This window comes from Mesorhizobium sp. M0437 (assembly GCF_040321335.1).
Taxonomy (GTDB): domain Bacteria; phylum Pseudomonadota; class Alphaproteobacteria; order Rhizobiales; family Rhizobiaceae; genus Mesorhizobium.
In genome coordinates, this window is sequence record NZ_JAMYRK010000022.1 from 68,730 (window position 1) to 94,369 (window position 25,640).

The 25,640-nt window shown below is 62.9% G+C and carries 31 protein-coding genes and 1 pseudogene; 19 read left to right on the forward strand and 13 right to left on the reverse strand.

Features of this window, described 5'->3' with window-relative positions; translation table 11 throughout:
* Positions 1-107 precede the first annotated feature (107 nt).
* The 3 genes from thpR (at position 108) to NKI72_RS16335 (ending at position 1,462) form a co-directional block, all read left to right on the forward strand.
* Positions 108-704: an RNA 2',3'-cyclic phosphodiesterase gene (thpR, locus tag NKI72_RS16325; RefSeq protein ID WP_352832344.1), complete on the forward strand. Its 597-nt coding sequence runs from the start codon at positions 108-110 to the stop codon at positions 702-704.
* A 6-nt stretch (positions 705-710) separates the two neighbouring features.
* Positions 711-1,007 carry a 4a-hydroxytetrahydrobiopterin dehydratase gene (locus tag NKI72_RS16330; protein ID WP_352470832.1) on the forward strand — a complete coding sequence of 99 codons (297 nt, stop codon included), beginning with the start codon at positions 711-713 and terminating at the stop codon, positions 1,005-1,007.
* Between the two features lie 92 nt (positions 1,008-1,099).
* Positions 1,100-1,462 carry a YkvA family protein gene (locus NKI72_RS16335; protein WP_031212728.1) on the forward strand — a complete coding sequence of 121 codons (363 nt, stop codon included), beginning with the start codon at positions 1,100-1,102 and terminating at the stop codon, positions 1,460-1,462.
* Between the two features lie 45 nt (positions 1,463-1,507).
* On the opposite strand, the gene NKI72_RS16340 is transcribed toward NKI72_RS16335, so the two are convergent.
* Complete coding sequence (locus NKI72_RS16340; RefSeq protein WP_352832341.1) at positions 1,508-2,116, reverse strand: methyltransferase family protein; 609 nt, start codon at positions 2,114-2,116, stop codon at positions 1,508-1,510.
* A gap of 360 nt (positions 2,117-2,476) precedes the next feature.
* Here NKI72_RS16340 and NKI72_RS16345 point away from each other — a divergent pair, with 360 nt between their 5' ends.
* From NKI72_RS16345 to NKI72_RS16360, 4 genes are all read left to right on the forward strand, one after another.
* Positions 2,477-2,983 (forward strand): invasion associated locus B family protein, encoded by a 507-nt coding sequence (locus NKI72_RS16345; protein ID WP_352832338.1) that lies wholly within the window; start codon positions 2,477-2,479, stop codon positions 2,981-2,983.
* Positions 2,984-3,250: 267 nt separating this feature from the next.
* Positions 3,251-4,483 (forward strand): dual-specificity RNA methyltransferase RlmN, encoded by a 1,233-nt coding sequence (rlmN, locus tag NKI72_RS16350; RefSeq protein ID WP_352767342.1) that lies wholly within the window; start codon positions 3,251-3,253, stop codon positions 4,481-4,483.
* Entirely contained in the window at positions 4,480-4,905 is a 426-nt protein-coding gene (locus tag NKI72_RS16355) for a hypothetical protein (RefSeq protein WP_352470834.1), read from the forward strand. Before rlmN ends, NKI72_RS16355 begins: the two co-directional genes overlap by 4 nt.
* The gene (locus tag NKI72_RS16360) at positions 4,902-5,381 is read left to right on the forward strand and encodes a hypothetical protein (protein ID WP_352540808.1); all 480 of its coding nucleotides are present in this window, start codon (positions 4,902-4,904) and stop codon (positions 5,379-5,381) included. The genes NKI72_RS16355 and NKI72_RS16360 overlap by 4 nt, the downstream gene beginning before the upstream one ends.
* Here the strand turns inward: NKI72_RS16360 and NKI72_RS16365 are convergent.
* Positions 5,353-5,994, reverse strand: a complete 642-nt coding sequence (locus NKI72_RS16365) for a LysE family translocator (RefSeq protein WP_023679833.1) — start codon at positions 5,992-5,994, stop codon at positions 5,353-5,355. The two genes, NKI72_RS16360 and NKI72_RS16365, sit on opposite strands and share 29 nt — an antisense overlap.
* A gap of 168 nt (positions 5,995-6,162) precedes the next feature.
* Here NKI72_RS16365 and NKI72_RS16370 point away from each other — a divergent pair, with 168 nt between their 5' ends.
* Positions 6,163-7,386 (forward strand): argininosuccinate synthase, encoded by a 1,224-nt coding sequence (locus tag NKI72_RS16370; protein ID WP_352770308.1) that lies wholly within the window; start codon positions 6,163-6,165, stop codon positions 7,384-7,386.
* A 163-nt stretch (positions 7,387-7,549) separates the two neighbouring features.
* Positions 7,550-7,870 carry a hypothetical protein gene (locus NKI72_RS16375; RefSeq protein ID WP_352850299.1) on the forward strand — a complete coding sequence of 107 codons (321 nt, stop codon included), beginning with the start codon at positions 7,550-7,552 and terminating at the stop codon, positions 7,868-7,870.
* A 441-nt stretch (positions 7,871-8,311) separates the two neighbouring features.
* On the opposite strand, the pseudogene NKI72_RS16380 reads toward NKI72_RS16375, so the two are convergent.
* The 3 genes and pseudogenes from NKI72_RS16380 to NKI72_RS16390 form a co-directional block, all read right to left on the reverse strand.
* Positions 8,312-9,058 (reverse strand): annotated as a pseudogene (locus tag NKI72_RS16380) (IS5 family transposase).
* A gap of 76 nt (positions 9,059-9,134) precedes the next feature.
* On the reverse strand, positions 9,135-9,557 hold the full coding sequence (locus tag NKI72_RS16385) for a DUF4279 domain-containing protein (RefSeq protein ID WP_352832335.1): 423 nt from the start codon (positions 9,555-9,557) through the stop codon (positions 9,135-9,137).
* A gap of 113 nt (positions 9,558-9,670) precedes the next feature.
* Complete coding sequence (locus NKI72_RS16390; RefSeq protein WP_352470839.1) at positions 9,671-10,471, reverse strand: lytic murein transglycosylase; 801 nt, start codon at positions 10,469-10,471, stop codon at positions 9,671-9,673.
* Between the two features lie 185 nt (positions 10,472-10,656).
* On the opposite strand from NKI72_RS16390, the gene NKI72_RS16395 reads away from it, so the two are divergent.
* The 7 genes from NKI72_RS16395 to rpsP all read left to right on the forward strand — a co-directional run bounded on the left by NKI72_RS16395 (position 10,657) and on the right by rpsP (position 16,684).
* A complete protein-coding gene (locus tag NKI72_RS16395) occupies positions 10,657-10,893 on the forward strand; it encodes a hypothetical protein (protein WP_352832332.1) in 237 nt (78 codons plus the stop codon).
* A 90-nt stretch (positions 10,894-10,983) separates the two neighbouring features.
* Positions 10,984-12,078: a zinc-binding metallopeptidase family protein gene (locus tag NKI72_RS16400; RefSeq protein ID WP_352832331.1), complete on the forward strand. Its 1,095-nt coding sequence runs from the start codon at positions 10,984-10,986 to the stop codon at positions 12,076-12,078.
* 63 nt (positions 12,079-12,141) lie between these two features.
* Positions 12,142-12,744: a DUF1236 domain-containing protein gene (locus NKI72_RS16405; protein ID WP_292664090.1), complete on the forward strand. Its 603-nt coding sequence runs from the start codon at positions 12,142-12,144 to the stop codon at positions 12,742-12,744.
* A 147-nt stretch (positions 12,745-12,891) separates the two neighbouring features.
* On the forward strand, positions 12,892-13,860 hold the full coding sequence (locus tag NKI72_RS16410; RefSeq protein WP_352850301.1) for a CPBP family intramembrane glutamic endopeptidase: 969 nt from the start codon (positions 12,892-12,894) through the stop codon (positions 13,858-13,860).
* Positions 13,861-14,269: 409 nt separating this feature from the next.
* Entirely contained in the window at positions 14,270-15,898 is a 1,629-nt protein-coding gene (ffh, locus tag NKI72_RS16415; protein ID WP_352541973.1) for a signal recognition particle protein, read from the forward strand.
* A 7-nt stretch (positions 15,899-15,905) separates the two neighbouring features.
* On the forward strand, positions 15,906-16,232 hold the full coding sequence (locus NKI72_RS16420) for a chorismate mutase (protein WP_352450211.1): 327 nt from the start codon (positions 15,906-15,908) through the stop codon (positions 16,230-16,232).
* 50 nt (positions 16,233-16,282) lie between these two features.
* Positions 16,283-16,684 (forward strand): 30S ribosomal protein S16, encoded by a 402-nt coding sequence (gene rpsP, locus NKI72_RS16425; protein ID WP_352450212.1) that lies wholly within the window; start codon positions 16,283-16,285, stop codon positions 16,682-16,684.
* 72 nt (positions 16,685-16,756) lie between these two features.
* On the opposite strand, the gene NKI72_RS16430 is transcribed toward rpsP, so the two are convergent.
* Positions 16,757-17,020: a YMGG-like glycine zipper-containing protein gene (locus NKI72_RS16430; protein WP_023680734.1), complete on the reverse strand. Its 264-nt coding sequence runs from the start codon at positions 17,018-17,020 to the stop codon at positions 16,757-16,759.
* Between the two features lie 191 nt (positions 17,021-17,211).
* Positions 17,212-17,622, reverse strand: coding sequence for a DoxX family protein (locus NKI72_RS16435; protein ID WP_023680735.1), 411 nt, complete (start codon positions 17,620-17,622; stop codon positions 17,212-17,214).
* 259 nt (positions 17,623-17,881) lie between these two features.
* On the opposite strand from NKI72_RS16435, the gene NKI72_RS16440 reads away from it, so the two are divergent.
* Positions 17,882-18,289, forward strand: a complete 408-nt coding sequence (locus NKI72_RS16440) for an ACT domain-containing protein (RefSeq protein ID WP_352817223.1) — start codon at positions 17,882-17,884, stop codon at positions 18,287-18,289.
* Positions 18,290-18,571: 282 nt separating this feature from the next.
* On the opposite strand, the gene NKI72_RS16445 is transcribed toward NKI72_RS16440, so the two are convergent.
* Both NKI72_RS16445 and NKI72_RS16450 read right to left on the reverse strand, forming a co-directional pair.
* Positions 18,572-19,606, reverse strand: a complete 1,035-nt coding sequence (locus NKI72_RS16445) for an aspartate-semialdehyde dehydrogenase (RefSeq protein ID WP_023680535.1) — start codon at positions 19,604-19,606, stop codon at positions 18,572-18,574.
* 106 nt (positions 19,607-19,712) lie between these two features.
* Complete coding sequence (locus NKI72_RS16450; protein WP_352450216.1) at positions 19,713-19,862, reverse strand: hypothetical protein; 150 nt, start codon at positions 19,860-19,862, stop codon at positions 19,713-19,715.
* Between the two features lie 202 nt (positions 19,863-20,064).
* Here NKI72_RS16450 and NKI72_RS16455 point away from each other — a divergent pair, with 202 nt between their 5' ends.
* The gene (locus NKI72_RS16455) at positions 20,065-21,897 is read left to right on the forward strand and encodes a DEAD/DEAH box helicase (RefSeq protein WP_352832323.1); all 1,833 of its coding nucleotides are present in this window, start codon (positions 20,065-20,067) and stop codon (positions 21,895-21,897) included.
* A gap of 88 nt (positions 21,898-21,985) precedes the next feature.
* Positions 21,986-22,702 (forward strand): DUF805 domain-containing protein, encoded by a 717-nt coding sequence (locus NKI72_RS16460; RefSeq protein ID WP_352832321.1) that lies wholly within the window; start codon positions 21,986-21,988, stop codon positions 22,700-22,702.
* Positions 22,703-22,722: 20 nt separating this feature from the next.
* On the opposite strand, the gene NKI72_RS16465 is transcribed toward NKI72_RS16460, so the two are convergent.
* From NKI72_RS16465 to NKI72_RS16480, 4 genes are all read right to left on the reverse strand, one after another.
* Positions 22,723-23,079, reverse strand: coding sequence for a hypothetical protein (locus NKI72_RS16465; protein WP_352832318.1), 357 nt, complete (start codon positions 23,077-23,079; stop codon positions 22,723-22,725).
* A gap of 7 nt (positions 23,080-23,086) precedes the next feature.
* Positions 23,087-24,190 carry a 3-isopropylmalate dehydrogenase gene (gene leuB, locus NKI72_RS16470; RefSeq protein ID WP_352541965.1) on the reverse strand — a complete coding sequence of 368 codons (1,104 nt, stop codon included), beginning with the start codon at positions 24,188-24,190 and terminating at the stop codon, positions 23,087-23,089.
* A gap of 136 nt (positions 24,191-24,326) precedes the next feature.
* Positions 24,327-24,680 (reverse strand): VOC family protein, encoded by a 354-nt coding sequence (locus NKI72_RS16475; protein ID WP_352470852.1) that lies wholly within the window; start codon positions 24,678-24,680, stop codon positions 24,327-24,329.
* A 48-nt stretch (positions 24,681-24,728) separates the two neighbouring features.
* Entirely contained in the window at positions 24,729-25,112 is a 384-nt protein-coding gene (locus NKI72_RS16480; RefSeq protein ID WP_352450222.1) for a RidA family protein, read from the reverse strand.
* Between the last annotated feature and the right edge of the window lie 528 nt (positions 25,113-25,640).

Genomic DNA, 25,640 nt, shown 5'->3' on the forward strand with positions numbered 1-25,640 from the left:
GCAGGGGAAGCTTTTAGGCAGGCCTGCGACCAACAAACCCCTTGCCCCGTTTGGATATCGATGATTCGCTAGGGGCAAGAGTTCGATTCGAGGACAGGAGGCTTCCCATGCCGCGTCTTTTTACCGCCCTCGAGATACCGCGTGATGCCGCTCTTTCGCTGTCCCTGCTCAGGGGCGGCCTGCCGGGAGCCCGCTGGATCGACGTCGAAAACTATCATCTGACGCTGCGCTTCATCGGCGATGTCGAGGGCCATGTCGCCGACGACATCGCCAATGCGCTTGACCGTGTTCACCGCCCGTCCTTCCCGCTGACGCTGTCCGGCGTCGGCGCCTTCGGCCAGAAGAAGCCGCATGCGGTGTGGGCCGGGGTCGCCGCTTCGCCCGATCTTTCCGCATTGCAGGCCGAGATCGAGCGCATCTGCCAGCGGCTCGGCATCCCGGCCGACCCGCGCAAGTTCATGCCGCATGTGACGCTGGCCCGCCTGCGCAATTCGAGCCCACTCGATGTCGCCCAGTATCTGTCGGCGCGCGGCAATTTTTCGACGCTGCCGTTCCGGGTCGGCCGCTTCGTGCTGATGTCGTCGCGCGATTCGGTCGGCGGCGGCCCTTACGTCGTCGAGGAGGCCTGGCGGCTTTCAGGTGCTGACAACCGCGTCGCCAGCCGTTTGGTCGGCGCCGCCGACGCTTCGCGGATCATGCGGTAGACGGACATGGCCAGGGAGAAACTAGCAAAAGAGGCGATCCGCGCCGAACTTGCCGGCCTCGACGGCTGGTCGCTGGCCAAGGATGGCGGCTCGATCACCCGCACCTTCACCTTCAAGAATTTCTCCGAAGCCTTTGCCTTCATGGCCCGCGTCGCCCTGGCCGCGGAGAAGATGGACCACCATCCCGACTGGTCGAACGTCTATAAGACGGTAAACGTGACGCTCAGCACGCACGACGCCGGCGGCCTGACCGCGCTGGATTTCGATCTGGCCAGGAAAATGAACCGCTATTTCGGCGGCTGAGCCTGTCTGCACCTTGCAGCGAGGTTCGGCTTTCACCACATTTTGCCTCGCGGTCACGCGTGAAGCCACGCGACGGCCGCAAGGAGAGGTTGATGGCGCAAAAATCCGGTTTTGATTTCTTCGGCCTCGGCAGCAAGCCGGGCAACGAGAGCGAAGTGCGCGAAAAGTTCTGGCGTACGGCGAAGAAGGCCGCCCGGCAGATCCCGTTCATGGAAGAGGTGGTCGCCGCCTATTACTGTGCCATGGACAAGAAGACGCCGCTTCGCGCCAAGGGCACCTTGCTTGCTGCGCTCGGCTATTTCGTGCTGCCGACGGACGTCATCCCCGATTTCATCCTTGGGCTAGGCTTCACCGACGACATCGCCGTGCTGACCGCCGCGATTACCGCCGTCAGCGCCCACATCACGCCGGCGCACCGGCTCGCCGCCAGGCAGGCCATCGCCGACAAGAGCTGAGCCGGTGCGGCGCAAAAAATCGCGTGAGAACCGATTTTCCGGCCGTCAAACCCACCGCCGCACCCGCGCCTTGTAGGCGCGATAGGCATCTCCGAACTTCCGCTCGAGATAGCGCTCTTCCGGCGCGATAACGCCGGTATTGATCACCCACAGCAGCGGGACGACGAGCGCAATAGCCCAAAGACTTCCGGCCGCGACGCCGAGGCCCAAATAGATGAGGGTCGTTCCCAGATAGAACGGATTCCTAGTGCGCCGATAGATACCGTCGACGACCAGCGCCGTCGTCGGCAAGGTCGGTGGTATGTTGGTTCCAGCGGCCTGAAAGCGGCCCGCTGCCATAAAGATGAACACGAAGCCGCACACCGCGAGCACGGCGCCGGTCAGATAGCGGGCGAACGCCTGCCCGGCCATAACCGGGAGCGGCACGAGCACCTCGAGCACGGTTGCCGCCACCAGGAAGCCGAGGAAGATCAAAGGTGGCAACGCAATGACCCCGGCCAAGTCGGGGGCGCCCGATCCGCCCGCCGCCTCCCCGCCATCCGACCGGGGCACCGCGCCACCGGCCGCCACGCGGACGGCGACACGAACGCCGAACACGATCGCCAGGACGAATGTGCCGCCCGCCAGGATCAGAACTGTCTCGGAAATGGCCATGGCCAAATCTCCCGTGAGCCGCCGGGGAGGGCACCCCGGCCGAGCGCCGTGGCGGCGAACGCAGACATGGTACCGCCTGCAGGGAAATTCGTCACGCACCTCAAAAAGCGAGAATCGCCGCAAGACCTAGCTGCTTGAAAAGTCAAACTCTTGCCGTTTTCGTGGCCTCCAAGTCGCGGCAGGGACATTGCGCCAGCCGCTTTTTCCAGCGGCAGCGCGAAGACGGCGGCGGTTTCCTGGCGTGAACATCCTTTTCTAAGGAGAAATTCACCGTTTGGTAACCCAGATTAAATCAAAATGAAGCGACGGGCAGGACGCCGAGCCGGCCTGCCGCCGCACCAGTGGAATACGGGAAAAGCGATGCGCGGATTGATTGCTATAGTTTCCAGCCTGGCCCTGGTGGCCTTGACGGCGCCCGCGCTGGCGCAGTCGGCAACCAAGATCGGCCAGCATAATGCCTGGGGCACCTACAGTTATCAGGCGTCGGGCGGCGGCAAGGTCTGCTATGTCCTGACGGTGCCAACCGACAAGCAGCCGCCGACGCTCGATCACGGCGACATGTTCTTCTTCGTCAGCCAGCGGCCGGGGCAGCAAGTGTCCTACGAGCCGCAATTCATCGCCGGCTATACCTTCAAGGAAGGTTCCAAGGCCACCGTCACCATCGACAAGAAGTCTTTTTCGATGTTCACGCGCGGCAAGTCGGCCTGGGTCGAGAACGCCGCCGAGGAGCCGGTGCTGATCGCCGCGATGAAGACCGGCACCGACATGAAGGTGTCGGCCAAGTCCGGCCGCGGCAACACCACCACCTACGTCTTCTCGCTGAAGGGCATCTCGGCGGCGCTGGCCTCGATCGCGAAGTGCAAGTAGGCGGTTAGGCGCGGTCTTCCCTTCTCCCCTTGTGGGAGAAGGTGGATCGGCGCGCAGCGCCGAGACGGAAGAGGGGTGTTGGACGGAACGCCGTCGGCGCCAAGCTGGAACACCCCTCATCCGACCGAGCTTCGCTCGGCCACCTTCTCCCACAAGGGGAGAAGGAAGAACCCCGGCATGACTCCGCCGCTAACCTGTGCTATGCGCCGCGCTTCATTTCGGGCACGATGCTGTATTCGGCCGCAAATCGCTTATATTGGCGCAACAATGACCCTTTCATTCGATCTTACCGCCGAAGGCGCGCGTGACGCGTTGCGCACCCGCACGACGCCTGAAAAACCGTCGCTGATCGGCTTGACGCGCGCCGAACTCGGGGCCGCCCTCGTCGCCGCCGGCATCGTGCCGGAGCGCCAGGCGAAAATGCGCGCCCAACAGCTCTGGCATTGGATCTATGTGCGCGGCGTTTCCGACTTCGCCGGCATGTTCAACATCTCCAAGGATCTGCGCGCCGCGCTCGACAGGCATTTCACCGTCGCCAGGCCCGAGATCGTCGAGGAGCAGATTTCCTCCGACGGAACCCGCAAATGGCTGTTCCGCTTTCCGCCGCGCGGCGCCGGCCGGCCGGTCGAGATCGAGACCGTCTACATTCCCGAAGAAGGCCGCGGCACGCTCTGCATCTCTTCGCAAGTCGGCTGCACCCTGACCTGCTCCTTCTGCCACACCGGCACGCAGAAACTGGTGCGCAACCTGACCGCCGAGGAAATCCTCGCCCAGCTCTTGACCGCCCGGGACCGGCTTGGCGATTTCCCCGACCGCGACACGCCCGACGGCGCCATCGTGCCGGCCGAGGGGCGGAAAGTGTCCAACGTCGTCATGATGGGCATGGGCGAGCCGCTCTACAATTTCGAGGCGGTGAAGAAGGCCCTGCTTATCGCATCCGACGGCGACGGGCTTTCCCTGTCGAAGAGGCGGATCACGCTCTCGACGTCCGGCGTGGTGCCCGAGATCTTCCGCACCGGTGAGGAGATCGGCGTCATGCTGGCGATCTCGCTGCACGCCACCAACGACGATCTGCGCGACCTTTTGGTGCCTATCAACAAGAAGTATCCGCTGAACGAACTGATCGCTGCCTGCCGTGCCTATCCCGGCCTGTCCAACGCCAAGCGGATCACCTTCGAATATGTCATGCTGAAGGACGTCAACGATTCGATCGAGGACGCCAAGGCGCTGGTCAAGCTGCTCAAGGGCATCCCCGCCAAGATCAATCTGATCCCGTTCAATCCGTGGCCGGGCACCAACTACCAGTGCTCGGACTGGGAGACGATCGAGAAATTCGCCGACTACATCAACAATGCCGGCTATGCCTCGCCGATCCGCACGCCGCGCGGCCGCGACATCCTGGCCGCCTGCGGCCAGCTCAAGTCGGACTCCGAGCGCATGCGCAAGGTCGACCGGCTGGCGCTGGAAGCGATGATGATCGCGGGGCATGGCGAGGCGTGAAATACCTCAGGCGATTGGCAGTGACTTTGCTCTGCTACGCCCTGGCTGCCTTCACCATGTCTCTGGTCTTTTTCCTGCTCGATGCACTGATGTGGTGGCGTGTTCCCGCTTTCCTGTCCACTCGAGATAGTTGGTCGCTGTTGCTGCTTGGAGCGATGATCGCAGGCATCTTTGGCGCACCGCTGGCAATCCCGATGGTCATTGCTTCCCAAGTTCTCGAGGCGAGACGCTGGATTCTTTTTGTCGTCGGGGGAGCTTTCGTTGGGACGTGCGTATTTGCGGTCTGGAAACTGCATCCGTCGGCACAGAGGCCACCGGACGTTGACGTGTTGGTGGCCCTAATCATTGCGGGAAGCTTGGCAGGAGCCGTCTATCGCCTGGTCGAGAGCCGGTTCCTGCAAATGCCCGGACAATTCGCGTGAACCGCCTCGTCGCCTATCTGATCCGCTTCGCCGTCATCCTTGTCGGCTACGGCGTTGCTTCGCTGGCGGCAAGCGCCTTCCTTAACGTCATGTTCCTGGCGTCTCTTGGGCTGATAACGGACGAGACGCAACCGGCGGCGCAGGCGTCGCTGTGGTTTTCAATCCCCTTCGTCGCGCTGTTCGTCGCCTATTTCGCCTTCATGCCGGCCGCCATCGCCATCCTCGTCTCCGAGATCCTTGGCCGGCGTGACTGGCTGTTCTATGCGCTGGCGGGCGCAGCGGTGGCGGCGGTCTTCCTTGGCTTCGTCCACCAGACGGCCGATGCCAATTTCGAGGTTACCAATACCAGCGTCATGCTGGCGGTGATCGGCTGCGGCATGGTCGGCGGTATTTTCTACTGGCTGAGCGCCGGCCGCTCGGCCGGAAGCTGGCGTCAGATCGGACGCCCTATTTCGCCTGGGCCGTCAGGATCTTGAGCGCGAAGGCCGAAAAAACTCCGGCAAACAGATAGTCGACGACGCGGGTCACACGCGGGCTGGATTTCATCGCGGCCGAGAATTTTTCCGCCGCCAGCACCATCGGCGCCGTCACCGGGATCGCCAGCACGACGAACATCGCGCCGAGGAAGAACAGCTTTCCCGGCGCGTCGGGATCATGCGCGGAGACGAATTGCGGCAGGAAGGTCATGAAGAACAGGATGATCTTCGGGTTGAGCAGATTGACCCCGAGCCCCGCCGCCCAGCTGCGGAACAGCGAGATCTGCGGCCCGCTCTTCTTCTCCGGTGAAAACGCCGACCCTTTTGTGATCGCCTGCCATGCCAGGAAGACCAGATAGCCGGCGCCGAAAATCTTCAGCACGAAGAACGCCATCGGCGAGGCGACGATCAGCGCCGAGACGCCGACCACCACCAGCGTGGTGTGGATCAGCGTGCCGCACAAGGCGCCGGCCATCGAGGCAAAGCCGGTGGCACGGCCCTGGCTCAGCGTGCGCGACACGAACAGCGTCATGTCAGGCCCGGGCGTGATCGCCAGGATGAAGGTGGCGATGGAGAACTGGATAAGCGTCGTACTGTCGGGGATGAAGGACATGGCTCGTCTCGTAGCGGCAAAAGACGGCGCAGCCATAGCGCAAGAGCCGTGTCCTCGCCAGCCTCTTGGAGATGAAGCATCTGGTCCAGGCATCGTTCGTCCCTTGCGCTGGCCTAAAACGCCGTGATACCTCGCCCGCGAAGAACCCCTGTCGCGGAACTGCCCACCATGTCGAAAGCAAAAGCCGTCAAGAAAGTCGTGCTCGCCTATTCCGGCGGCCTTGATACCTCGATCATCCTGAAATGGCTGCAGACCGAGCTCGGCGCCGAGGTCGTGACCTTCACCGCCGATCTCGGCCAGGGTGGCGAACTGGAGCCGGCCAGGCGCAAGGCCGAGATGATGGGCATCAAGGACATCCGCATCGTCGATGTCCGCGAGGAGTTCGTATCCGATTTCGTCTTTCCGATGTTCCGCGCCAACGCTGTCTATGAAGGCACATATCTGCTCGGCACCTCGATCGCCCGGCCACTGATCTCGAAACATCTTGTCGAGATCGCCAGGGAGACCGGCGCCGATGCGATCGCGCATGGCGCCACCGGCAAAGGCAACGACCAGGTGCGTTTCGAGCTGTCGGCCTATGCGCTCAACCCCGACATCAAGGTGATCGCGCCGTGGCGCGATTGGTCGTTCAAGTCGCGGACCGATCTCATCAACTTCGCCGAGCAGCACCAGATCCCGGTGCCGAAGGACAAGAAGGGCGATGCGCCTTTCTCGGTCGACGCTAACCTGCTGCATTCGTCTTCCGAGGGCAAGGTGCTGGAGGACCCGTGGACGGAACCGCCGGAATTCGTCCACCAGCGCACCATCTCGCCGATGGACGCGCCGGACAAGGTCACCGAGATCGAGATCGAATTCCTCAAGGGCGATCCGATCGCGCTCAACGGCAAGAAGCTGTCGCCGGCGACGATGTTGGCGGCGCTGAACGATCTCGGCCGTGACAATGGCATCGGCCGGCTCGACCTGGTCGAGAACCGTTTCGTCGGCATGAAATCGCGCGGTGTCTACGAGACCCCCGGCGGCACCATCCTGATCGCCGCCCACCGGGCGATCGAATCGATCACGCTCGACCGCGGTGCCGCCCATCTCAAGGACGAGTTCATGCCGCGCTATGCCGAGCTCATCTACAATGGCTTCTGGTTCGCGCCCGAGCGGCTGATGTTGCAGGCGATGATCGACAAGAGCCAGGAAGACGTCGAAGGCACCGTGCGGCTGAAGCTCTACAAGGGCAACGTCATGGTCAGCGGCCGCAAGTCGAGGAAGACGCTCTATTCCGACGCGCTGGTCACCTTCGAGGACGACCGCGGCGCCTACGACCAGAAGGATGCAGAAGGTTTCATCCGCCTCAACGCGCTGAGGCTGCGGACACTGGCGGCGCGCAATCGCAAGGGTTGATATTCCCAACAGGCCCAATGCTTAGATGAGTTAGGAACCCGGTGAGGACACCGGGTTTTATTTGGCGTCTCTAATATAATAGAAGCCGCGATTTCAGATCGTTTCCTGTTTGACCTTTCCGTGATTTGATCTTACTTCTCGTGCGGGTCGGAGGGCTTTGACAGTGAAAAACAGACTTTTTCTTCTGCTTGCGGCGGTGGCCGTCTTTACCGCGGGTCAGTCCACGCAAGTCCCGGCGGCGCAAACATCCAAGGTCCATACTTGCAAAAGTTTTGACGGCCCCTTCCAGATTCCCGCTTCCCAGAAATGCCCGTTGAGCGGCTACGCGCAGGGTCCCAGAGTCCCGACGGTCATCGGGGACAAGCCAAAAGCGGCTACCCCGGCGCCGCGGAATTCCAAATTCCGTACCTGCAAAAGTTTTGACGGCCCCTTCCAGATTCCCATTTCCCAGAAATGCCCGTTGAGCGGCTACGTGCATTATTGAGCGTGATGTGCCCAGGCGCTTGGCCACGCTTGGAGCTGGTTTCCTGCCCGCGTTGGCTGTCCTGGCGAACTTGGCCGTCGCCAAAGCCAACGATGACCCCCCTCCCTCGACCTTCCCGCGCTGGTCGAGTGCAGGGCTGACGTTCCGACATATAGTGGTTTTGCCCTTTGGCTGACCGACCGCCCCGATGCGCCCGCAAAGCTCGGCTGGAACGACGTTTCTTCCGGCAATCCTTTCCTCAAGCAATATGAATTGCCGGCCCCGCTTCGCGTATTCGGGCGCGAAACGGCGTCCGTCGTCCTTACCGCGACCGGGCCGATGGCGGTGTTTGACGAAGTTTCCACGCCCGGGGCTTGGCCGGACTTTCGGTCGAATAGCGCAATTCCAGGAAAAGCGTGAAACGGTTTTCCGTCCGGGATTGCGTTAAAACAAAGCTCTAGACTAGGACGTAGACTCGTTACCGCGTAGCCAGATACGGACGGAGACGAGTTTGAGGTAGTTTTGTCATATCGAGTTGCGATGCGACGGAACTGCTTGGCCTGGTTGAAGAAGCGTTCGACGAGGTTGCGGGCCTTGTAGAGGAAGGGGCTGAAGCACATCGGGTCCTTGCGGTTGGCCTTGGGCGGGATGTTGGCCCATGCCTTTTGCTCGGTGACGGCATTGCGCAACGCGTTGGCATCATAGCCCTTGTCGGCGAGCAGCATGGCACCCTCGGGCAAATCCTTGATAAGTCCGCTGCGTAGGCGATGTCACTCATTTGACCTGCCGTGAGCGTCAGCTTGATCGGCCTGCCTTCGGCGTCGACAAGAGCATGGATTTTGGTCGTCAGCCCGCCTCGGGAACGACCGAGACAATGATCTCGATTCCCCTTTTTGCCGTCGCACCCTGCTGATGGACGCGAACAATAGAGGTGTCGATCATCTGCACCGTGCCGTCATGGGCCTCGGTAATGGCGTCCATCAGCCGATCCCAGACACCTGCTATCCGCCATCGAACGAAGCGGTTGTAGCCAGTGGTGCGAGGCCCGTAGCGCTCGGGCAGATCGCGCCATGGCGCACCCGATCGCAGCACCCAGAAGATGCCGTTCAGCACCCGGCGGTCGTCTACGCGCGGCACGCCTCGCGGCTTGTTGGGCAACAGCGGCTCGATCGCCCGCCATTCGAAGTCGGTCAGATCGTATCGGCTCATGCCCTTATGAATCAGACCCCGCTCAAGTTTGGAACCAGCCAGTCGGCAAACGACCCAATGCGGACAGGACGGCTGCTCACACCTCACTTCCATGTTGGTGAGCTTCGTCCTCAACGAAAAGGTCGAGGCCCCAGCCAACACCGCAATCCGCGAGCACCCTCATCGCGGACGGCTCAAGCCAAATGCCGCACTGTACGTCGTAGGGCTGATAGAACCCGCCGTAGATAGTTATCTGCTTTGGCCGCACTTCCTGCCACAGCCGTGCGAAGGCCTCCTCCCGACCTCGCATCTGCTCGATCAGGTAGTTGACCGCATTCTCGTGCTCGGCCCCACTCCGGAGCCTTTGCCGCGGACCATCGAGGCTCCATCCATTCTTCTTGCGCGGGGAACCGTTACGCATCGGGTCGCCCTTGCGGACTATGCGTGTCGGTTCGAGGCTTAGGATCGCAGTCACCCCCTCGGGGTCCGCATCGAAATCAACGATCGAGAGCGAGATCATCGCCTGTCCTAGCTAGGTTCCAAAGGGCAAGGCAAGCCCTGCGCTGTTGCGAGACTCTTCATGCTCGCCTCGCGCTTCCAACCGAGCCCAGTCATTTTTGCGTTTATATCCTGTCAGTCGGCATCGATCGCCGTGGCCATGCGGGCGATGGCCTGTTGATAGACGCTCGCGGAATTCCAGCCAGCGATTGCGCCCATATTCGCCTGCGCACTCGCGCCGGCCCGCCAACCATGACTCTTGAGGAAGTTGGCGGTGGAAGCCAACGCAGTGCTCTTGTCGCGCAGATTTTTGTTTCCGACACCATACGTCAAAACATTTCCGGGCAGGAACTGCGTGTGGCCAATCTCGCCGTGCGCGGCACCGACCGACGAGGCGCTCAACGCTCCGCGATCAACCAGCTTCAGGGCCGCAATGGCATGCGGGTAGAAGAACTCCGGACGGCGACAGTCATAGGCCAGCGTTAAAATGGCGGAGACCGTATTCTGGTTGCCCATGGCGGAACCGAAGCCGGTCTCCATGCCCCAGATGGCGAGCAACACGCCCGGCGACACGCCGTAATTCCGTTCGATCTTGTCGAACAGCGCAGCATTGGCCTTCTTCAGCGCACGGCCCCTGGCAATGATCGCGGACGCGCCACGGCGCTTCATGAAAGCTTCCACCGAGCCGCTGAAAGCCTTATGGATGGCGCGGTCGACGGAGATCGTCTTTGTCGCGTAGGTTGCGCGAGCCAGAGCGGCCAGACCCTTCGAGCCGACACCGTCGGCCTTCGCCTCCGCGGCGAACTCCGGTTTCCATGCCTCGAAGCCGGCGCCGCTCTTGCCACAGCTGGCCGCCGCCTGCGCGCCCGTCGCCAGCGCAAGCACCGCCACCACCGTGGCCACTACAAACATCTTCCCCTTGGCAAGAAATGCCATGCTGCTCTCCTGGTTGCCTGAATCACGTTCCCTATTGCGAACTTGCCTGCGAAACACCTGCTTGTCACTGCCCCGGCGCCACGCCGATGCACTCAATACAGCAGGAACCTCAAATCCACCACACTGGCGGACGCCCGGGAATTTGCCTACGATCAAGTAATTATTGTGGCGGGGACAGAATAAGCATGGAAGACGTTGATGTCGTGATCATCGGCGGGGCGCTGAGCGGTTTGTGTGCTATGCGGCGGCGGCGGCCCGGCCGCTCGCAAGTGCGCGCCACGCTGATGCAGCCCGTGGCGGAAAAGATCTTCTTCGCCGGCGAGCATTTGGCCGGTCCGCTGATGCAGACCTGCGGCGGCGCCAGATTGTCGGGCGAGGCAGTGGCCAAGGAGGAGGTCGTCGCCCAGCTTGCGGCAAAATAGCATCAGCCGGCAGGAACGTCGGCAGCTGACAGGCGTTTGGCGTTCTCCTGCTCGTATCGTCCTCCGCATTTCGAATGATTTGAGACGCCAATGAAGCTTTTCGACTGCCCGCATTGCGACCACCGTCTCTATTTCGAGAACGCGCAATGCCTGAACTGCGCCAGCCTCGTGCTCTACGATCCCGAGCATGCGCGCTTCGCGCTGTCCGGCGCCGAGGTCTTCTATTGCACCAATGCCGACGAATGCGCCTGCAACTGGATGGCGGAGCCCGGCCACGCCTTCTGCCGCGCCTGTGCGCTGAACCAGCTGATCCCGGATCTGTCGGTCGACGGCAACCGCCGCCGCTGGATCCGTGTCGAGGCGGCAAAGAAGCGTGCCGTCTATTCGCTGCTCGCCTTCGGCCTGCCGGTCGCACCCAAGCAGGACGTTGGCGACGAGATCGGTCTCGCTTTCGATTTTCTTGCCGATCCGATCGGCGGCGGTCCGGGCGGCGAACGTATCCTGACCGGTCATGACAACGGCCGGATCACGCTCAACGTCGCCGAGGCGGATTCGGCAGAGCGCGAACGGCGGCGCGTCGAGATGGGCGAGAACTACCGCACGCTGCTCGGCCATTTCCGCCATGAGCTCGGCCATTATTACTGGGACCGCCTGATCCGCGACGATTCGCAAAAGCTTGCCGGTTTTCGCGCTTTGTTCGGCGACGAGCGCGCCGGCTACGAACAGGCGCTGAAGACCTATTATGCCGATGGCGCGCCGCCCGACTGGCAGCAGCGCCATATCTCGGCCTATGCGACGTCGCACCCATGGGAGGACTGGGCCGAGACATGGGCGCATCACATGCACATCACCGACACACTGGAGATGGTGCATGCCCTGAATTTCCCGCTCGGCCGGCTGGAAACCGTTGAAGCCAACGAGCTGCCGCGCGCCGATACCGGCGGCAAGTTGCAGCCGGCACCATCGGAACCCGCCGCCAGCCCAGAGCCCTTCGAAAGGATTCTCGACCGCTGGCTGGTGCTGTCGGAGGCGTCCAACTCGATCAACCGCTGCATGGGCCTGCCCGATCTCTATCCCTTCGTCATCTCGGACGTGGCGGCGCAAAAACTTGCTTTTGTTCACGAGCTTTTGACCGACCTGCCGAAAACGACTGGAACAAATCGTGAGCCGGCCGAAGCCTTTTAGCCGGAACGCATGCGGCTTTGCTTCGTTTTCCGTGCCAAGGGACTGTGAAACGGAGAGAAGACCATGAAACGCATATTGTTTCCGGCGGTGGCCGGAGCGCTCATAGCGATGTCGGGCTCTGCTTTGGCCGACACCGCCGTCTCGGCCATCACTGATCTCAATGTACGCGCCGGCCCCGGCCCGCAATATCCGGTGATCGGCGTGCTTGCGGCCGGCCAGTCGGCGACGCTCGACGGCTGCATCGCCAACAGCAAATGGTGCACCATCGCCGAGGCCAACGGCCAGGGCTGGGTCTATTCCGACTATGTGACGGCCGATTTCGGCGGCAGCCGTGTGGTCCTGACACAGCGTCCGGCCAGCGCCGACATTGCCGTCGTGACGCCGCCCGCCGATAGCGTCGAGTATTCCGACAGCTATACCGGAGCAATCGTCGCCGGCGAGGCGATCGAGCCTATCCGGAGACCGCCGGCCGAGATCCGTACCTATGTACGTACGCATCGGCTCGATCCGGTCTATCTCGAGGGTGAGGTGGTGACGGGCGCGACGTTGCCTGACACCGTCGAGCTGCGCGAGATTCCGGACTATGATTACCGTTACGTCTATGTGAACGGCCAGCCGGCACTGGTCGATCCGGGCAGCCGGCGTATCGTGTACGTCGTGCGCTGACGATACAAACAGGGCGGTCGCCCTGTAATGGCGGCCGCTCGCACTCCCGACATTGCCACAAGCCGGCATTGCCGCTGCAATACCGGTTTCCACATTGGGGCCGATGTTCTAGACCTTGCGAGCCGAAGCACCAGCCAGCGAGCCCGCGTGACGATCGACCCAACCGCCTTCCAACAGTACCGGCACACCGCCAACAACAAGACCACTTTGCCGCGGCTTCTGCTTGGAGCGGTGGTCGTCATCCTGTTCTGGCTCGGAACCATTGCCGCCGTGCTGTTCGGCGGCACCTATGCCTTTGCCGTTTGGCAGGCATCGTCTGGCACCGCCCCGCCAGGTGGGGGAGCGGTGCAGGATTTCATGGCCTCTCCTGCAGGCATCCTTGCGGCGCTGGCTTCATTTGCCGGAATCTGGCTCGGCCTTTGGGCTGCCATGCGCTGGATCCATCAAGAGAAGCTGACAGCCCTGATTGGCGTCAGCCGGCGCATTTCTTGGTCGGGGTTCCTGAAAGGACTGACCGCGGTGCTGATCACCTCGCTGCTTTCCGAGATCCTGCTTTATGGTTTGCAGCCCGACATCGCGCGCGGCGCGATCGGCCTGTCCGCGTGGCTTTTGTTCCTGATCCCGATCGCCGCCCTGACCTTTCTGCAGACCTCGTCGGAGGAGATGCTGTTTCGCGGTTATCTGCTCAGGGGCCTGGCGAGCCGGTTCCGGAACTCTTTCATCTGGGCGCTGCTGCCGGGATTGCTGTTCACCTCCCTGCACTGGAGCCCAGGTTCAAGCGCTGCCATCAATGCCTGCGTGCTGGCCTCGATCGCTGCCTTTGCGCTGCTGCTGACGCTTCTGGTCTATGCAACCGGCAATCTCGGTGCCGGCTTTGGCGCCCATCTCGGCAACAATCTGACCGGCTTCCTGCTGATTTCGCACCAGCAAAGCTATAATTCCTTCGCCCTGTTCAACGCCAAGCCGCTCGAAGCCGCGGGCTGGACGACTTCAGACGCCGTCCTCATCGCTTCGATCGGCATCGTCAGCAGCCTGTTGACCGTTCTGCTGCTTTTACATCCGCGCTCACCGCTGAAGGTCGAGCCGGATATGGCGCGCGCCGGCAGCGTGCGCTGATGTGCATTGCCTGGTCGTCCTGAGCTATTTGACGCAAAGCTTGACCAAAGCTTGACTCTGCGGCCGATTTCCTGTCTACACGCCGCGAATTCCGCGACGAGTATTCCTCCGAGCAAACCGACCGGGACGCCGAAACCTCTTTGAGGTGAAGTGCCGTAAATCGATCCCGGAGGCCAACACCCGGCAGCGCTGTGCGCCCCCGGGTGCTTTTTGGCTTTGGGCTTTGCCCGGACCGGCTTTTGCTTGGACAGTTGGCGCGAACGCATTACCTCTCGGGCATCATCCGGGTGCCAGGGAAAAGGAAAAAGAATGTTTGAATCGCTACAGGAACGCACAAGAGGCGTGGAGGGCCTTCGGCCCGACAGGGGTCAAAATGAATCCAAGGCGCTGTCGCGCGGCGGGTTGACCAATGTTTGAGTCCCTGCAAGAGCGCCTTGGTTCGATCCTGAACGGCCTCACCGGCCGCGGCGCCTTGTCGGAGGCTGATGTCTCGGCGGCGCTGCGCGAGGTGCGCCGTGCGTTGCTCGAGGCCGACGTGGCGCTGGAAGTGGTGCGTTCCTTCACCGACAAGGTGCGCGAGAAGGCCGTCGGCGCCGCCGTGGTCAAGTCGATCAAGCCCGGCCAGATGGTCGTCAAGATCGTCCATGACGAGCTGGTCGAGATGCTCGGCGCCGAGGGCGTCGCCATCGACCTCAATGCACCGGCTCCGGTCGTCATCATGATGGTCGGCTTGCAGGGTTCCGGCAAGACGACGACCTCGGCCAAGATCGCCAGGCGCCTCGCCGACCGTCAAAACAAGAAAGTCTTGATGGCCTCGCTCGACACGCGGCGTCCCGCCGCGCAAGAGCAGCTCCGCCAGCTCGGCGAGCAGGTCAAGGTCGCCACATTGCCGATCGTCGCCGGCCAGACGCCGGTCGATATCGCCCGCCGCGCCGTGCAGGCGGCCAAGCTCGGCGGCCATGACGTCGTCATCCTCGACACCGCCGGCCGCACCCATATCGACGAGCCGTTGATGGTCGAGATGGCCGACATCAAGAAGATGTCGTCGCCGCACGAGATCCTGCTGGTCGCCGATTCGCTGACCGGCCAGGACGCCGTCAATCTGGCAAAAAGCTTCGACGAGCGCGTCGGCATCACCGGCCTCGTGCTGACCCGCATGGACGGCGACGGCCGCGGTGGTGCGGCGCTCTCGATGCGCGCCGTCACCGGTAAGCCGATCAAGCTGATCGGCACCGGCGAAAAAATGGACGCGCTGGAGGAATTCCACCCCAAGCGCATCGCCGACCGCATCCTCGGCATGGGCGACATCGTCAGCCTCGTCGAAAAAGCGGCCGAGAACATCGACGCCGAACAGGCCGCGGCGATGGCCAGGAAGATGCAGTCGGGCAAGTTCGACCTGAACGACCTCGCCGGCCAGCTTCAGCAAATGTCGAAAATGGGTGGCATGGGTGGCATCATGGGCATGATGCCCGGCATGGGCAAGATGAAGGACCAGATGGCCGCCGCCGGGCTCGACGACAAGATGTTCGGTCGCCAGCTCGCCATCATCTCGTCGATGACCAAGGCCGAGCGTGCCAACCCCGATATTCTGAAGCACTCGCGCAAGAAGCGCATCGCCGCCGGCTCGGGTACCGACGCGGCCGAAATCAACAAACTGTTGAAGATGCATCGCGGCATGGCCGACATGATGAAGGCGATGGGCGGCAAGGGCAAAGGCGGCGGCCTGATGCGCGGCATGATGGGCGGCCTCGCTTCCAAGATGGGGCTCGGCGGCATGATGCCTGGCGGCCCAGGCGGTCCCGGAGGCGGCATGATGGGCGGCGGCATGCCGGACCTCTCCAAGATGGACCCCAAGCAGCTCGAAGCCTTGCAGAAGCAGGCGCAGGCGGCCGGGCTCGGCGGCATGAAGGGCCTGCCCGGTGGTCTTCCCGGTGGCGGTGGCCTGCCTGGGCTGCCCGGCGGCATGAAACTTCCCGGCCTGCCGGGCGGTGGCGGGCTGCCAATGCTTGGCAAGAATGGCCTCGGCAAGAAGAAGTGAGGGCGCCATGAACGAAGAGAAGGACATGGCGGACGCGCGTGCGGCGCTGGCCAATTATCGCGCCTCGATCGACAATATCGACGCGGCGCTGATCCACATGCTGGCCGAGCGCTTCCGCTGCACCAAGGCAGTCGGCGTGCTGAAGGCGGAACATGGCCTGCCGCCTGCCGACCCGGCGCGCGAGCAGGAGCAGATCGCCCGTCTTCGCCAACTGGCGAAGGACGCCCATCTCGACCCGGATTTCGCGGAGAAATTCCTGAACTTCGTCGTCCGCGAAGTGATCCGCCATCACGAGCAGATCGCCGCATCCAACGGCGTAGCGAAAACCGGCTGAGGATTAGCCACCAACCGATCAACCAAATCAGAGCTTTTAGGAGAAAAGAAATGCCACTGAAAATCCGATTGGCCCGTGCGGGCTCGAAGAAGCGTCCCTATTACCATGTCGTCGTCGCCGACGCGCGTTCGCCGCGCGACGGCCGTTTCATCGAGTCGCTCGGCTCGTGGAATCCGCTGCTGCCCAAGGACGGCGAACGCGTCAAGGTCGACGCCGAGCGCGTCAAGCATTGGCTGTCGCATGGCGCCCAGCCGACCGACCGCGTGCTGCGCTTCCTCGATGAAGCCGGCATCGCCAAGCGCGAAGCGCGCGCCAACCCGAAAAAGGCCGAGCCCGGCAAGAAGGCGCAGGAGCGCGCAGCCTTGCTGAAGAAGGCGCAGGAAGATGCCGCCGCGGCCGTTGCCGCCGCCGCAGCCGCGCCGGCCGAGGCGGAAGCCGCCAGCGCCGAATAAATCATCTCCACAACCGCGAAACGGCGGGCCCTGCCCGCCGTTTTGCTATTGCATCCATATGATGCGGCCCGATCAATAGCCTTCCGGGCAACTCGCAACGTAGACACGACCGTTACGATCGCGATAACGGCATTGGCCGCTTTCGCTGGCACGGCCGATCAGTGCACCGGCCAAAGCGCCGGCCGCACCGCCGATCACCGCGCCCTTGGTCGGGTTGCCGGCCACAGCAGCGCCGACCGCCGCACCGCCCAGGCCACCAACTGCCGCGCCTTGCTCAGTACGGGAGCAGGCACCGAGCGGGACCAGCAAGGCCATCAAGATCATCACCTTTTTCATTGTCGTTCCTCTCCAACAGGGTGCCGTCCTCGCCGCTGCACCCCCTAACTCGCAACCAGGCGATTTGATCCAAAGAAGAAGATCGGCTGCCGCCCGGCGGCGCTCAATTTGATCCAAAGAGTAGAAAGGCGGCGGCAGACCGCGCCCGCTCTGGCAGCGTGGCCACCATCGAACGGCTTTCGATGTCGCCGCTATTGGCTAAACGGGAACAACGCGCGCACCCTTGGATCGCGCAGATACAGGCCACCCCAGAGGACGGCGCCGAGATAGACGCCGAACAGTATGTGCGAGAACAAAGGGCTGCCGATACGCACATGCGTGGCGACGGCGCCGCCGAGATAAGCGGTGAGCAGGATGGCGCCGAGCACCGAGGTGCGTGGCAGCGCGTAAAGCGCTGTCGAGACCAATCCAATGGTGCCGAGCATGCGCGAGACATTGGCATCGGCCGGCCAGCCGAGCTGCACCATGGTCTGGGTGACGATTTCGAGCGGCGGTAGCTTGATGACGCCGTCGAAGATCATGAACAGCACGATGACGGCGCTGAGCACGCGGCCGGCCCACAGGGCACGCGGTGAGACGGGTGCTGCCTGAGACATGGTCATTATGTTCCCTCCGGTCGTTGTGAGCACTGGCTCCTTCGCCAGCTCGAACCAAGGACGCGGCCCATGACGGCGATCCGACACGCCTCCAGCTCTTTTTCACTCCGGGGGACGGCGACCTCGGATGTACAAGTTCAGCCGGCAACGAACCTGGTCAAGTCCACCTTGCGAGGTGAGATGGAGGGCGTTATTGAAAATCCGTAGGGGTGTCTGCCGACGCTCGACGGCAGCCGCCGCCTGATCGCACAACGAAAAGCAACCGATGGCCGGAGAGACCGACCTGAAACAGTTGCTGGCGGCAATGACGCCGGAATTGCTTGCCGGCGTTCATGTCTTCACCACGTTGCCACCCGATGCGCCCGCTCCCGACAGGCTCCACCCGGTGATGCTATTTCGCGAGCGCGAGGGCACGACGCTGATCGTGCTTGAAGACCATGCCAAGGCCGCTGGACTGAAAAACGTGTTCCGCTGCCGGATGCTGACGCTGAACATCCATTCGTCGCTGGAAGCGGTCGGCTTCCTCGCCGCCATCACCGCGCGGCTGGCCACCGCCGGCATCGGCGTCAATCCGGTCTCGGCCTTCTACCACGATCATCTGTTCGTGCCCGCCGACCGGGCGGCGGAGGCGCTGGAGTTGCTGTTGGACCTAGCGGAGGAGAACCGGCTGTGACGCCGGCGCCTTGCTGCCTATTTGAGACGCCTGCGCTGCCCCTCATACGCCTGCCGGAACCTTCCCCCCGTGAACGGCGAGAAGGGCGCAAAACGGCCGAAGGCCGAGCCTGCGACCGCAGGCCGCCGGTCGTCCGGCGCCCCCGCGGAGGCCAGCCGCGTAGCGGCGATACGGCCGTGAGCGAAACAACCGCCGAAGGCCGAGCCCGCGACTGCGGGCCGCCGGTCGTCCGGCGCCCCCGCGGAGGCCAGCCGCGCTAGCGGCGATAGGGCCGTGAGCGAACTATGCCGCCTTCTTCTTCGGCTGGATCAGCCCGCGCTCGACCAGCAGCTCGGCGATCTGCACCGCATTGAGTGCCGCGCCCTTGCGCAGATTGTCGGAGACGATCCACATCGACAGGCCGTTGTCGATGGTCGAGTCCTCGCGGATGCGCGAGATGAAGGTGGCGTCCTCGCCGGCCGATTCCAGCGGCGTGATGTAGCCGCCGTCCTCGCGCTTGTCGATGACCTGGCAGCCCGGCGCCTCGCGCAGGATCTCGCGCGCCTCATCGGCGGTGATCGGCTTCTCGAACTCGATGTTGACCGCTTCCGAATGGCCGATGAACACCGGCACGCGCACGCAGGTCGCCGTCAGCTTGATCTTCGGGTCGAGCATCTTCTTGGTCTCGGCCACCATCTTCCACTCTTCCTTGGTGAAGCCGTCGTCGAGGAAGACGTCGATATGCGGGATGACGTTGAAGGCGATACGCTTGGTGAATTTCTTGACGTCGACCTGGTCTGCGACAAACACCGCGCGCGTCTGCGTGAACAATTCGTCCATGCCTTCCTTGCCGGCGCCGGAGACCGACTGGTAGGTGGCGACGACGACGCGCTTGATGGTGGCCGCGTCATGCAGCGGCTTCAGCGCCACGACCAGCTGCGCCGTCGAGCAGTTCGGGTTGGCAATGATGTTCTTGCGCGTGAACAGCGAGATCGCATCCGGGTTCACTTCCGGAACGATCAGCGGCACGTCCTGGTCGTAGCGGAAGGCCGACGAATTGTCGATGACGACGCAGCCCTGCTTGCCGATCTTCGGCGACCATTCCTTGGAGACGTTGCCGCCGGCCGACATGATGCAGATGTCGGTGTCGGAAAAATCATATTGGTCGAGCGCCCTGACCTTCAGCGTGCGGTCGCCGAACGACACTTCCGTGCCCTGGCTGCGCCGCGAGGCCAGCGCCACCACCTCGCTCACCGGAAAGCCGCGTTCCTCCAATATGTTGAGCATTTCCCGGCCCACATTGCCCGTGGCGCCGACGATCGCAACCTTGAAACTCATCGAAATCTCCTGTCCCTCTCCGCTCGGTTTCTGGAGAAAACCCGCCGGCCGATGCGGGTTTCAACCCCCGGGCCGGACCCGGGAGAGGGTGGTTAGGCCAAGGGAATCAGACCGTTTTGGTGGTCGTTTTGCCGGTTTTTTTGAGCAAGAACGTGATTTTGCTGGAACGAGGAGACGCAGCGACGCGCCCGGCCCAATGGTTCGCATTGGGGCCGGGGATGTCGAAGGCAGAAAGCGCCATCAAAAGGCCGCGCATCGAAAACTATCCCGTTCGGTGCCGGCTTTTACGCGGTTTACGTCTAGAGTCAATCGCAAGCAGGCCGACCCGCCCGCCCTGTACAATGACGGCGGCACCAAGTACGAACGAGCATCGTCTGGCTCGTGGCGCCCGTCTGTGGGCGCTTGCCGACATTTGACCCGTCGCCGGGTATTCAGAATCCGAATTTCGAAAGAGCAAGATGTCCAACTTCGAAGCTATTGTTCCCGCGCTGGCAAAGGCGCTGGAAAAACGCGGCTATGTCGAGCTGACGCCGGTGCAGAACGCCGTTCTCGAGCTTGGCCAGGCCGATGCGCTGGTTTCGGCCCAGACCGGCTCCGGCAAGACCGTCGCCTTCGGTCTGGCTTTGGCGCCGACCCTTCTCGATGGCGCGGAGCGCTTTTCCCACGCGGCGGCACCCCTGGCGCTGGCCGTGGCGCCGACGCGGGAGTTGGCCCTGCAGGTAACGCGCGAGCTGGAATGGCTCTACGAACTGACCGGCGCCACGGTGGCGTCCTGCGTCGGCGGCATGGACATGCGCACCGAACGGCGCGCACTGGAGCGCGGCGCCCATATCGTCGTGGGCACGCCCGGCCGCCTGCGCGATCACATCACCCGCAATTCGCTCGACATGTCGGCGCTCAAGGCAGTGGTGCTCGACGAGGCCGACGAGATGCTCGATCTCGGCTTTCGCGAGGATCTGGAATTCATCCTCGATGCCGCGCCCGCCGACCGCCGCACGCTGATGTTTTCCGCGACCGTGCCGCGCTCCATCGCCACGCTGGCCAAGGGCTACCAGCGCGATGCTGTGCGCATCTCGGCCTCCGGCGAGGAAAAGCAGCATCTCGACATCGAATACCGGGCGCTGAGCGTCGCCCAGGCGGACCGCGAAAACGCCATCATCAACGTGCTGCGCTATTACGAGGCCAAGAACGCGCTGGTGTTCTGCAACACGCGCGCCGCCGTCAACCATCTGACGGCACGCTTCAACAACCGCAACTTTTCCGTCGTGGCGCTGTCCGGCGAGCTTAGCCAGAACGAGCGCAGCCACGCGCTGCAGGCGATGCGCGACGGCCGCGCCAAGGTCTGCATCGCCACCGACGTCGCGGCACGCGGCATCGACCTGCCCAATCTCGAGCTGGTGATCCATGCCGACCTGCCGACCAACCCGGAAACGCTCCTGCACCGAAGCGGACGCACGGGTCGTGCGGGACGCAAGGGCGTCAGCGCGCTGATCGTGCCCAATAGTGCCCGCAGGCGCACCGAGCGGCTGCTGCAAAGTGCCGGCCTTGCGGCAACCTGGGCGAGCCCGCCGTCGGCCGACGACGTGATACGGCGCGACGATGAGCGCATTCTCGCTGATCCGGTCTTCAGCGAGCCTATGAAGGATGAGGAGCGCGGCTTCGTCGAGGCGCTTCTCGATCAGCACGGGCCCGAACGGGTTGCCGCCGCCTTCGTGCGGATGTGCCGCTCCAGCCACTCGGCGCCGGAAGATCTTCTCGACGTGGCACCGTTCACGCCGTCGGGCGAAAAATTTGCCCGCCGGGACGAGGCACCGAGCCGCCGCGACGATTTCGGCGACAGCGTCTGGTTCTCGCTGTCGGTCGGACGCCTGCAGAATGCGGAGCCACGCTGGCTGATCCCGATGCTGTGCCGGACAGGCGGCATTTCCAAGCGCGAGATCGGCGCCATCAAGATGCAGCAGGAGGAAACCTTCGTGCAGATCGCGGCGGACTGGGCCGAGCGTTTCCTCGCTGCGATCGGCCCCGACCGGAAGCTGCAGGGCAACATTGCGGTCAAGCGGTTGGACGGCACGCCGGATTTGTCGCGGGCCGGCTATCAGGAACCACGACCCGACAAGAAGCCGCACCGCGGCAAGCGCACCTTCGATCAGAACACGCCCAAATTCGAGAAGCGCGCACCGGCCGACCAGCGCCCGGCATTCGAGGCGAAGCCCTGGGGCGGGAAACCGGCCAAGGCGAAGTTCGAAGGCGGACCTGCGAAACACAAGAAATCGAAGAAACGGCCGGGGTAAATAGCCAGAACTCTCCATTTCCGCACGCCTCTTGCGGTCTGCCGGAACTTTGCACAGTCTGGGGCGGGGAAATGGGGGTGGGCAGGACATGCGCGGCGAAGTTCTTCATTACGACGAAGACCAGGGTTTCGGCTTCATCACCGGAGCCGACGGCAACCGCTACACTTTGGCGCGCGAAGATTTGCGCCGCGAAGCATCGGTTGCCGGAGGTACGACCGTCGAATTCCAGCCGGCTGGCGGACGGGCACGCGATGTTTTTTCGATCCGCGCCCAACCTGCCAGTGCGCCCGCCGACGCCTCCACTGCAACCGCCGCCCCAACTCAGGCCGGCAATGCGCCCGCGGCACGTCAGCCGCAACATTTCGGCCGTTCCGCTGAACAAAGTCCGGCTGAATCGGCTGGCCTGTGGAGCTACTTCTGGTGGGGTCTGACCGAGAATTACTTCAACTTCGCCGGCCGTGCCCGCCGCAAGGAGTATTGGGGCTATTGTCTGTTCTGGACGATCGCGCTGATCGTGGTCATAGGACTCGGCGTCTTTATCGACGACGCCATGGGCAATCTCGACAACAGTGAATTGCCGGCAGTGACGGTCGGCCTTTCCGGTCTCTTCCTGCTGGCGACAGCCCTGCCGTGGTTCGGGCTCAACGTGCGTCGCCTGCACGATACCGGCCTGACCGGCTGGCTCTTCCTGCTTTTCCTGATCCCGACCTTCGGCACCGTGATCATCCTGATCTTTGCGCTGATCCCGACGCAGCCGCGCGTAAACCAGTGGGGTCCGGTGCCGGAGGGGATCAAGACCGCATAACCTCACCTGAGTTGGTTCTGCTAAAGCTGCTTGTGTTCGCTCAAGGCGATGCGTTCGATGATCTTGAAGTCCTTCGCGGAATGACCACGAAGGGTCTTCTTGTGGGTCTGGATCGTTTCCGTCCCGACAACCTCGAATGTGGACCCTTCATAGGCGATTTCGCAGTCGACCACCCTATCCGGCCAAAGCCAGATCAAGAGACACAACTCGTATTGATCGGGAATGGCTTCTAGCAGGTAGAAATCGCTCTTTTCGACCTGATATCGGTCGCAGATGAACTGCAGCAATGGCGCGAGGTGTTGATCGCCGCGAAACTCAGCCTGGCGTTGGTGCTCGCCGAGAAGATCCCTTTCAATGGCGCGCTGCACCTCACCCATACACCTGTCACCCCAAAAATTTGGCGATGATCGCGTCGCCCATCTCGGTCGTGCCGACCTCGGTCATCCCCGGCGAATGAATATCCCTGGTACGCAAGCCCTGATCGAGCACGGCGGCGATCGCGCCTTCCAGCCGGTCGGCCTCTTCAACCATGCCAAAGGAATAGCGCATGCACATGGCGAAGGAGGCGATCATGGCGATCGGATTGGCGATGCCCTTGCCGGCGATGTCGGGCGCCGAGCCGTGCACCGGCTCGTAGAGCGCCTTGCGCTTCTTGGTCTTGACATCAGGTGCGCCGAGCGAGGCCGACGGCAGCATGCCGATCGAGCCGGTCAGCATGGCGGCGATGTCGGACAGCATGTCGCCGAACAGATTGTCGGTGACGATGACGTCGAACTGCTTCGGCCAGCGCACCAACTGCATGCCGCCGGCATCGGCCAACATGTGATCGAGCTTGACGTCGGCATACCTGGCCTTGTGCGTCTGGGTGACGACCTCGTTCCACAGCACGCCAGATTTCATCACATTGCGCTTTTCCATCGAGGTGACGTGGTTCTTGCGCGTGCGTGCCAACTCGAAGGCAACGCCCGAAATGCGCTCGATCTCGAATGTGTCGTAGACTTGGGTGTCGATGCCGCGCTTCTGGCCGTTGCCGAGATCGATGATCTGCTTCGGCTCGCCGAAATAGACGCCGCCGGTGAGCTCGCGCACGATGAGGATATCGAGACCTTCGACCACCTCCTGCTTGAGCGAGGAGGACGCCGCCAGTGCCGGATAGCAGATTGCCGGCCTGAGATTGGCAAACAGCTCCATGTCCTTGCGCAGCCGCAGCAGACCCGCCTCCGGGCGCACCTCGTAAGGCACGGCATCCCATTTCGGCCCGCCGACGGCGCCGAACAGCACCGCGTCAGCCGCCATTGCCTTGGCCATGTCGGCATCGGAAATTGCCGCGCCATGTGCGTCGTAAGCGCAACCGCCGACAAGGCCCTCGTCGGTGGCGAAATCGCTGCCGAGGCTGTCGTTCATGCCGGCGATCAATTTCTTCACCTCGGCCATCGCCTCGGGGCCGATACCGTCGCCGGCAAGCAGGAGAAGATTTTTCGAAGCCATGAGAACCGTCCTGATTGTGTCGTGAGCCGCGGCCTTGCTAAACGCCAAGCGGCCGGCGCGCAAGCCTGCGGTTCAGAGCATCGGACCCAAAAGTGGAAACCGGTTTTGGGAAAATCCGATGCTCAAGACAAAATGCCTAGAGATGCGAAAGGATATTGACCAGCCTGCCGAACGGGTCGCGTACGAAGAAGCGACGCACGCCCCAGGGTTCGTCCGCCGGACCGTATTCGATGGCAAAGCCGGCCGTCCTCATGCTTTCAAGCGCGGCATCGACGTCGTCGACTTCGATAGAGATGTCCGGCACCGGCGTTCCTGATCCCCCTTCGGCCATGAAACTGACCTGCACGGACATCGTCTCTTGCGAGCCGTAGGTAGCGATCCAGCCCATATCCATCTTGAGATCGAGGCCGAGCACATCCTGATAGAAGGGTTTTGCCGCCGCGATATCCTGCGTGTCTATGTTTGCAACGATGCGCCTGACCTTCGCCATGGGCCGATCCTCGTGCTAACCGTGTCGTTGTCGCAACCGTGACAGGCATCAGGCTGTGCGCCGCAGCGCCGTCACCTCGATCTCGATCTTCATCTCCGGCTTGTTGAGCTGACACACGATCATCGTTGCCGCCGGCCTGATCTCGCCAAAGACCTCGCCGAGGATCGGGAACACCACATCCACGAAAGCCGCATCGGTAATATAGTAATGTGCCCGCACCACATCGGCCATCTCGAAGCCGCCGTCCCCGAGCGCCTTGGCGATCGTCGCCAAGCAATTGCGCGTTTGTGCCTCTACGGTCTCCGGCATCGACATGGTCGCATAATCGTAGCCGGTCGTTCCGGACACGAAACACCAGTCGCCCTGCACCACGGCGCGCGAATAGCCGGCGGTCTTCTCGAAGGGCGAACCGGTGGAGATCAGTTTTCGCATGGCTTCCTCGCAGTGGTTGCGGCCATCCTGAAGGTATAGGGTCCACCCGGCCATGGGCCAGAGGCAACCGATTGTTGTTACGACGTGGAAAGCGCAGACCTCGGAGATTGGCCAGAACATCTCTCCAGCCGTCATCCTGGGGCGAAGCAAGGAGCGAAGCGACGCGGCGCAGACCCCAGGATCCATATGTGGACGGCGCCCTGCCTGCAACGGTTGTTTTGCGTCGTTTTCGATCGCTTGCGTCCATATGTCCGGCCTTTGAGCACGGTCCTTGCGGCCGCTGGCCAAGGTGGGGTTCGCGACGCCCGTTCCAATCATGCCAGCGGTTTCGTTGGCCAATGGATCCCTCGGAGTTTCGCGCGTCACGGATCGATCGATCACGCCATCTTCCTTCCGTTGCAAGAGCTTGTGTTCGGTGTTCCTCCGTTGCGGGCTATCCGGGCATGTCAGCGCCGTGCTGAGCCGCGGTCAGGGCTGGCCGCAGGCCACCGCCGTAGGCGGCGCGAAGCGGCCTTGAGGGCGGCGAGG

Coding starts and splice junctions, on each gene's coding strand:
- NKI72_RS16430 (WP_023680734.1), bottom strand. CDS start 17,020: ATGAAAAAGGTGATGATCTTGATGGCCTTGCTGGTCCCGCTCGGTGCC.
- NKI72_RS16365 (WP_023679833.1), bottom strand. CDS start 5,994: ATGTCCTTCATCCCCGACAGTACGACGCTTATCCAGTTCTCCATCGCC.
- NKI72_RS16400 (WP_352832331.1), top strand. CDS start 10,984: ATGAAGCTTTTCGACTGCCCGCATTGCGACCACCGTCTCTATTTCGAG.
- NKI72_RS16455 (WP_352832323.1), top strand. CDS start 20,065: ATGTCCAACTTCGAAGCTATTGTTCCCGCGCTGGCAAAGGCGCTGGAA.
- NKI72_RS16420 (WP_352450211.1), top strand. CDS start 15,906: ATGAACGAAGAGAAGGACATGGCGGACGCGCGTGCGGCGCTGGCCAAT.
- NKI72_RS16340 (WP_352832341.1), bottom strand. CDS start 2,116: ATGGCCATTTCCGAGACAGTTCTGATCCTGGCGGGCGGCACATTCGTC.
- NKI72_RS16445 (WP_023680535.1), bottom strand. CDS start 19,606: ATGAGTTTCAAGGTTGCGATCGTCGGCGCCACGGGCAATGTGGGCCGG.
- NKI72_RS16330 (WP_352470832.1), top strand. CDS start 711: ATGGCCAGGGAGAAACTAGCAAAAGAGGCGATCCGCGCCGAACTTGCC.
- NKI72_RS16405 (WP_292664090.1), top strand. CDS start 12,142: ATGAAACGCATATTGTTTCCGGCGGTGGCCGGAGCGCTCATAGCGATG.
- thpR (WP_352832344.1), top strand. CDS start 108: ATGCCGCGTCTTTTTACCGCCCTCGAGATACCGCGTGATGCCGCTCTT.
- NKI72_RS16460 (WP_352832321.1), top strand. CDS start 21,986: ATGCGCGGCGAAGTTCTTCATTACGACGAAGACCAGGGTTTCGGCTTC.
- rlmN (WP_352767342.1), top strand. CDS start 3,251: ATGACCCTTTCATTCGATCTTACCGCCGAAGGCGCGCGTGACGCGTTG.
- NKI72_RS16390 (WP_352470839.1), bottom strand. CDS start 10,471: ATGGCATTTCTTGCCAAGGGGAAGATGTTTGTAGTGGCCACGGTGGTG.
- NKI72_RS16475 (WP_352470852.1), bottom strand. CDS start 24,680: ATGGCGAAGGTCAGGCGCATCGTTGCAAACATAGACACGCAGGATATC.
- NKI72_RS16345 (WP_352832338.1), top strand. CDS start 2,477: ATGCGCGGATTGATTGCTATAGTTTCCAGCCTGGCCCTGGTGGCCTTG.
- rpsP (WP_352450212.1), top strand. CDS start 16,283: ATGCCACTGAAAATCCGATTGGCCCGTGCGGGCTCGAAGAAGCGTCCC.
- NKI72_RS16450 (WP_352450216.1), bottom strand. CDS start 19,862: ATGCGCGGCCTTTTGATGGCGCTTTCTGCCTTCGACATCCCCGGCCCC.
- NKI72_RS16370 (WP_352770308.1), top strand. CDS start 6,163: ATGTCGAAAGCAAAAGCCGTCAAGAAAGTCGTGCTCGCCTATTCCGGC.
- NKI72_RS16435 (WP_023680735.1), bottom strand. CDS start 17,622: ATGACCATGTCTCAGGCAGCACCCGTCTCACCGCGTGCCCTGTGGGCC.
- NKI72_RS16395 (WP_352832332.1), top strand. CDS start 10,657: ATGGAAGACGTTGATGTCGTGATCATCGGCGGGGCGCTGAGCGGTTTG.
- NKI72_RS16480 (WP_352450222.1), bottom strand. CDS start 25,112: ATGCGAAAACTGATCTCCACCGGTTCGCCCTTCGAGAAGACCGCCGGC.
- NKI72_RS16440 (WP_352817223.1), top strand. CDS start 17,882: ATGGCCGGAGAGACCGACCTGAAACAGTTGCTGGCGGCAATGACGCCG.
- leuB (WP_352541965.1), bottom strand. CDS start 24,190: ATGGCTTCGAAAAATCTTCTCCTGCTTGCCGGCGACGGTATCGGCCCC.
- NKI72_RS16385 (WP_352832335.1), bottom strand. CDS start 9,557: ATGATCTCGCTCTCGATCGTTGATTTCGATGCGGACCCCGAGGGGGTG.
- NKI72_RS16465 (WP_352832318.1), bottom strand. CDS start 23,079: ATGGGTGAGGTGCAGCGCGCCATTGAAAGGGATCTTCTCGGCGAGCAC.
- ffh (WP_352541973.1), top strand. CDS start 14,270: ATGTTTGAGTCCCTGCAAGAGCGCCTTGGTTCGATCCTGAACGGCCTC.
- NKI72_RS16335 (WP_031212728.1), top strand. CDS start 1,100: ATGGCGCAAAAATCCGGTTTTGATTTCTTCGGCCTCGGCAGCAAGCCG.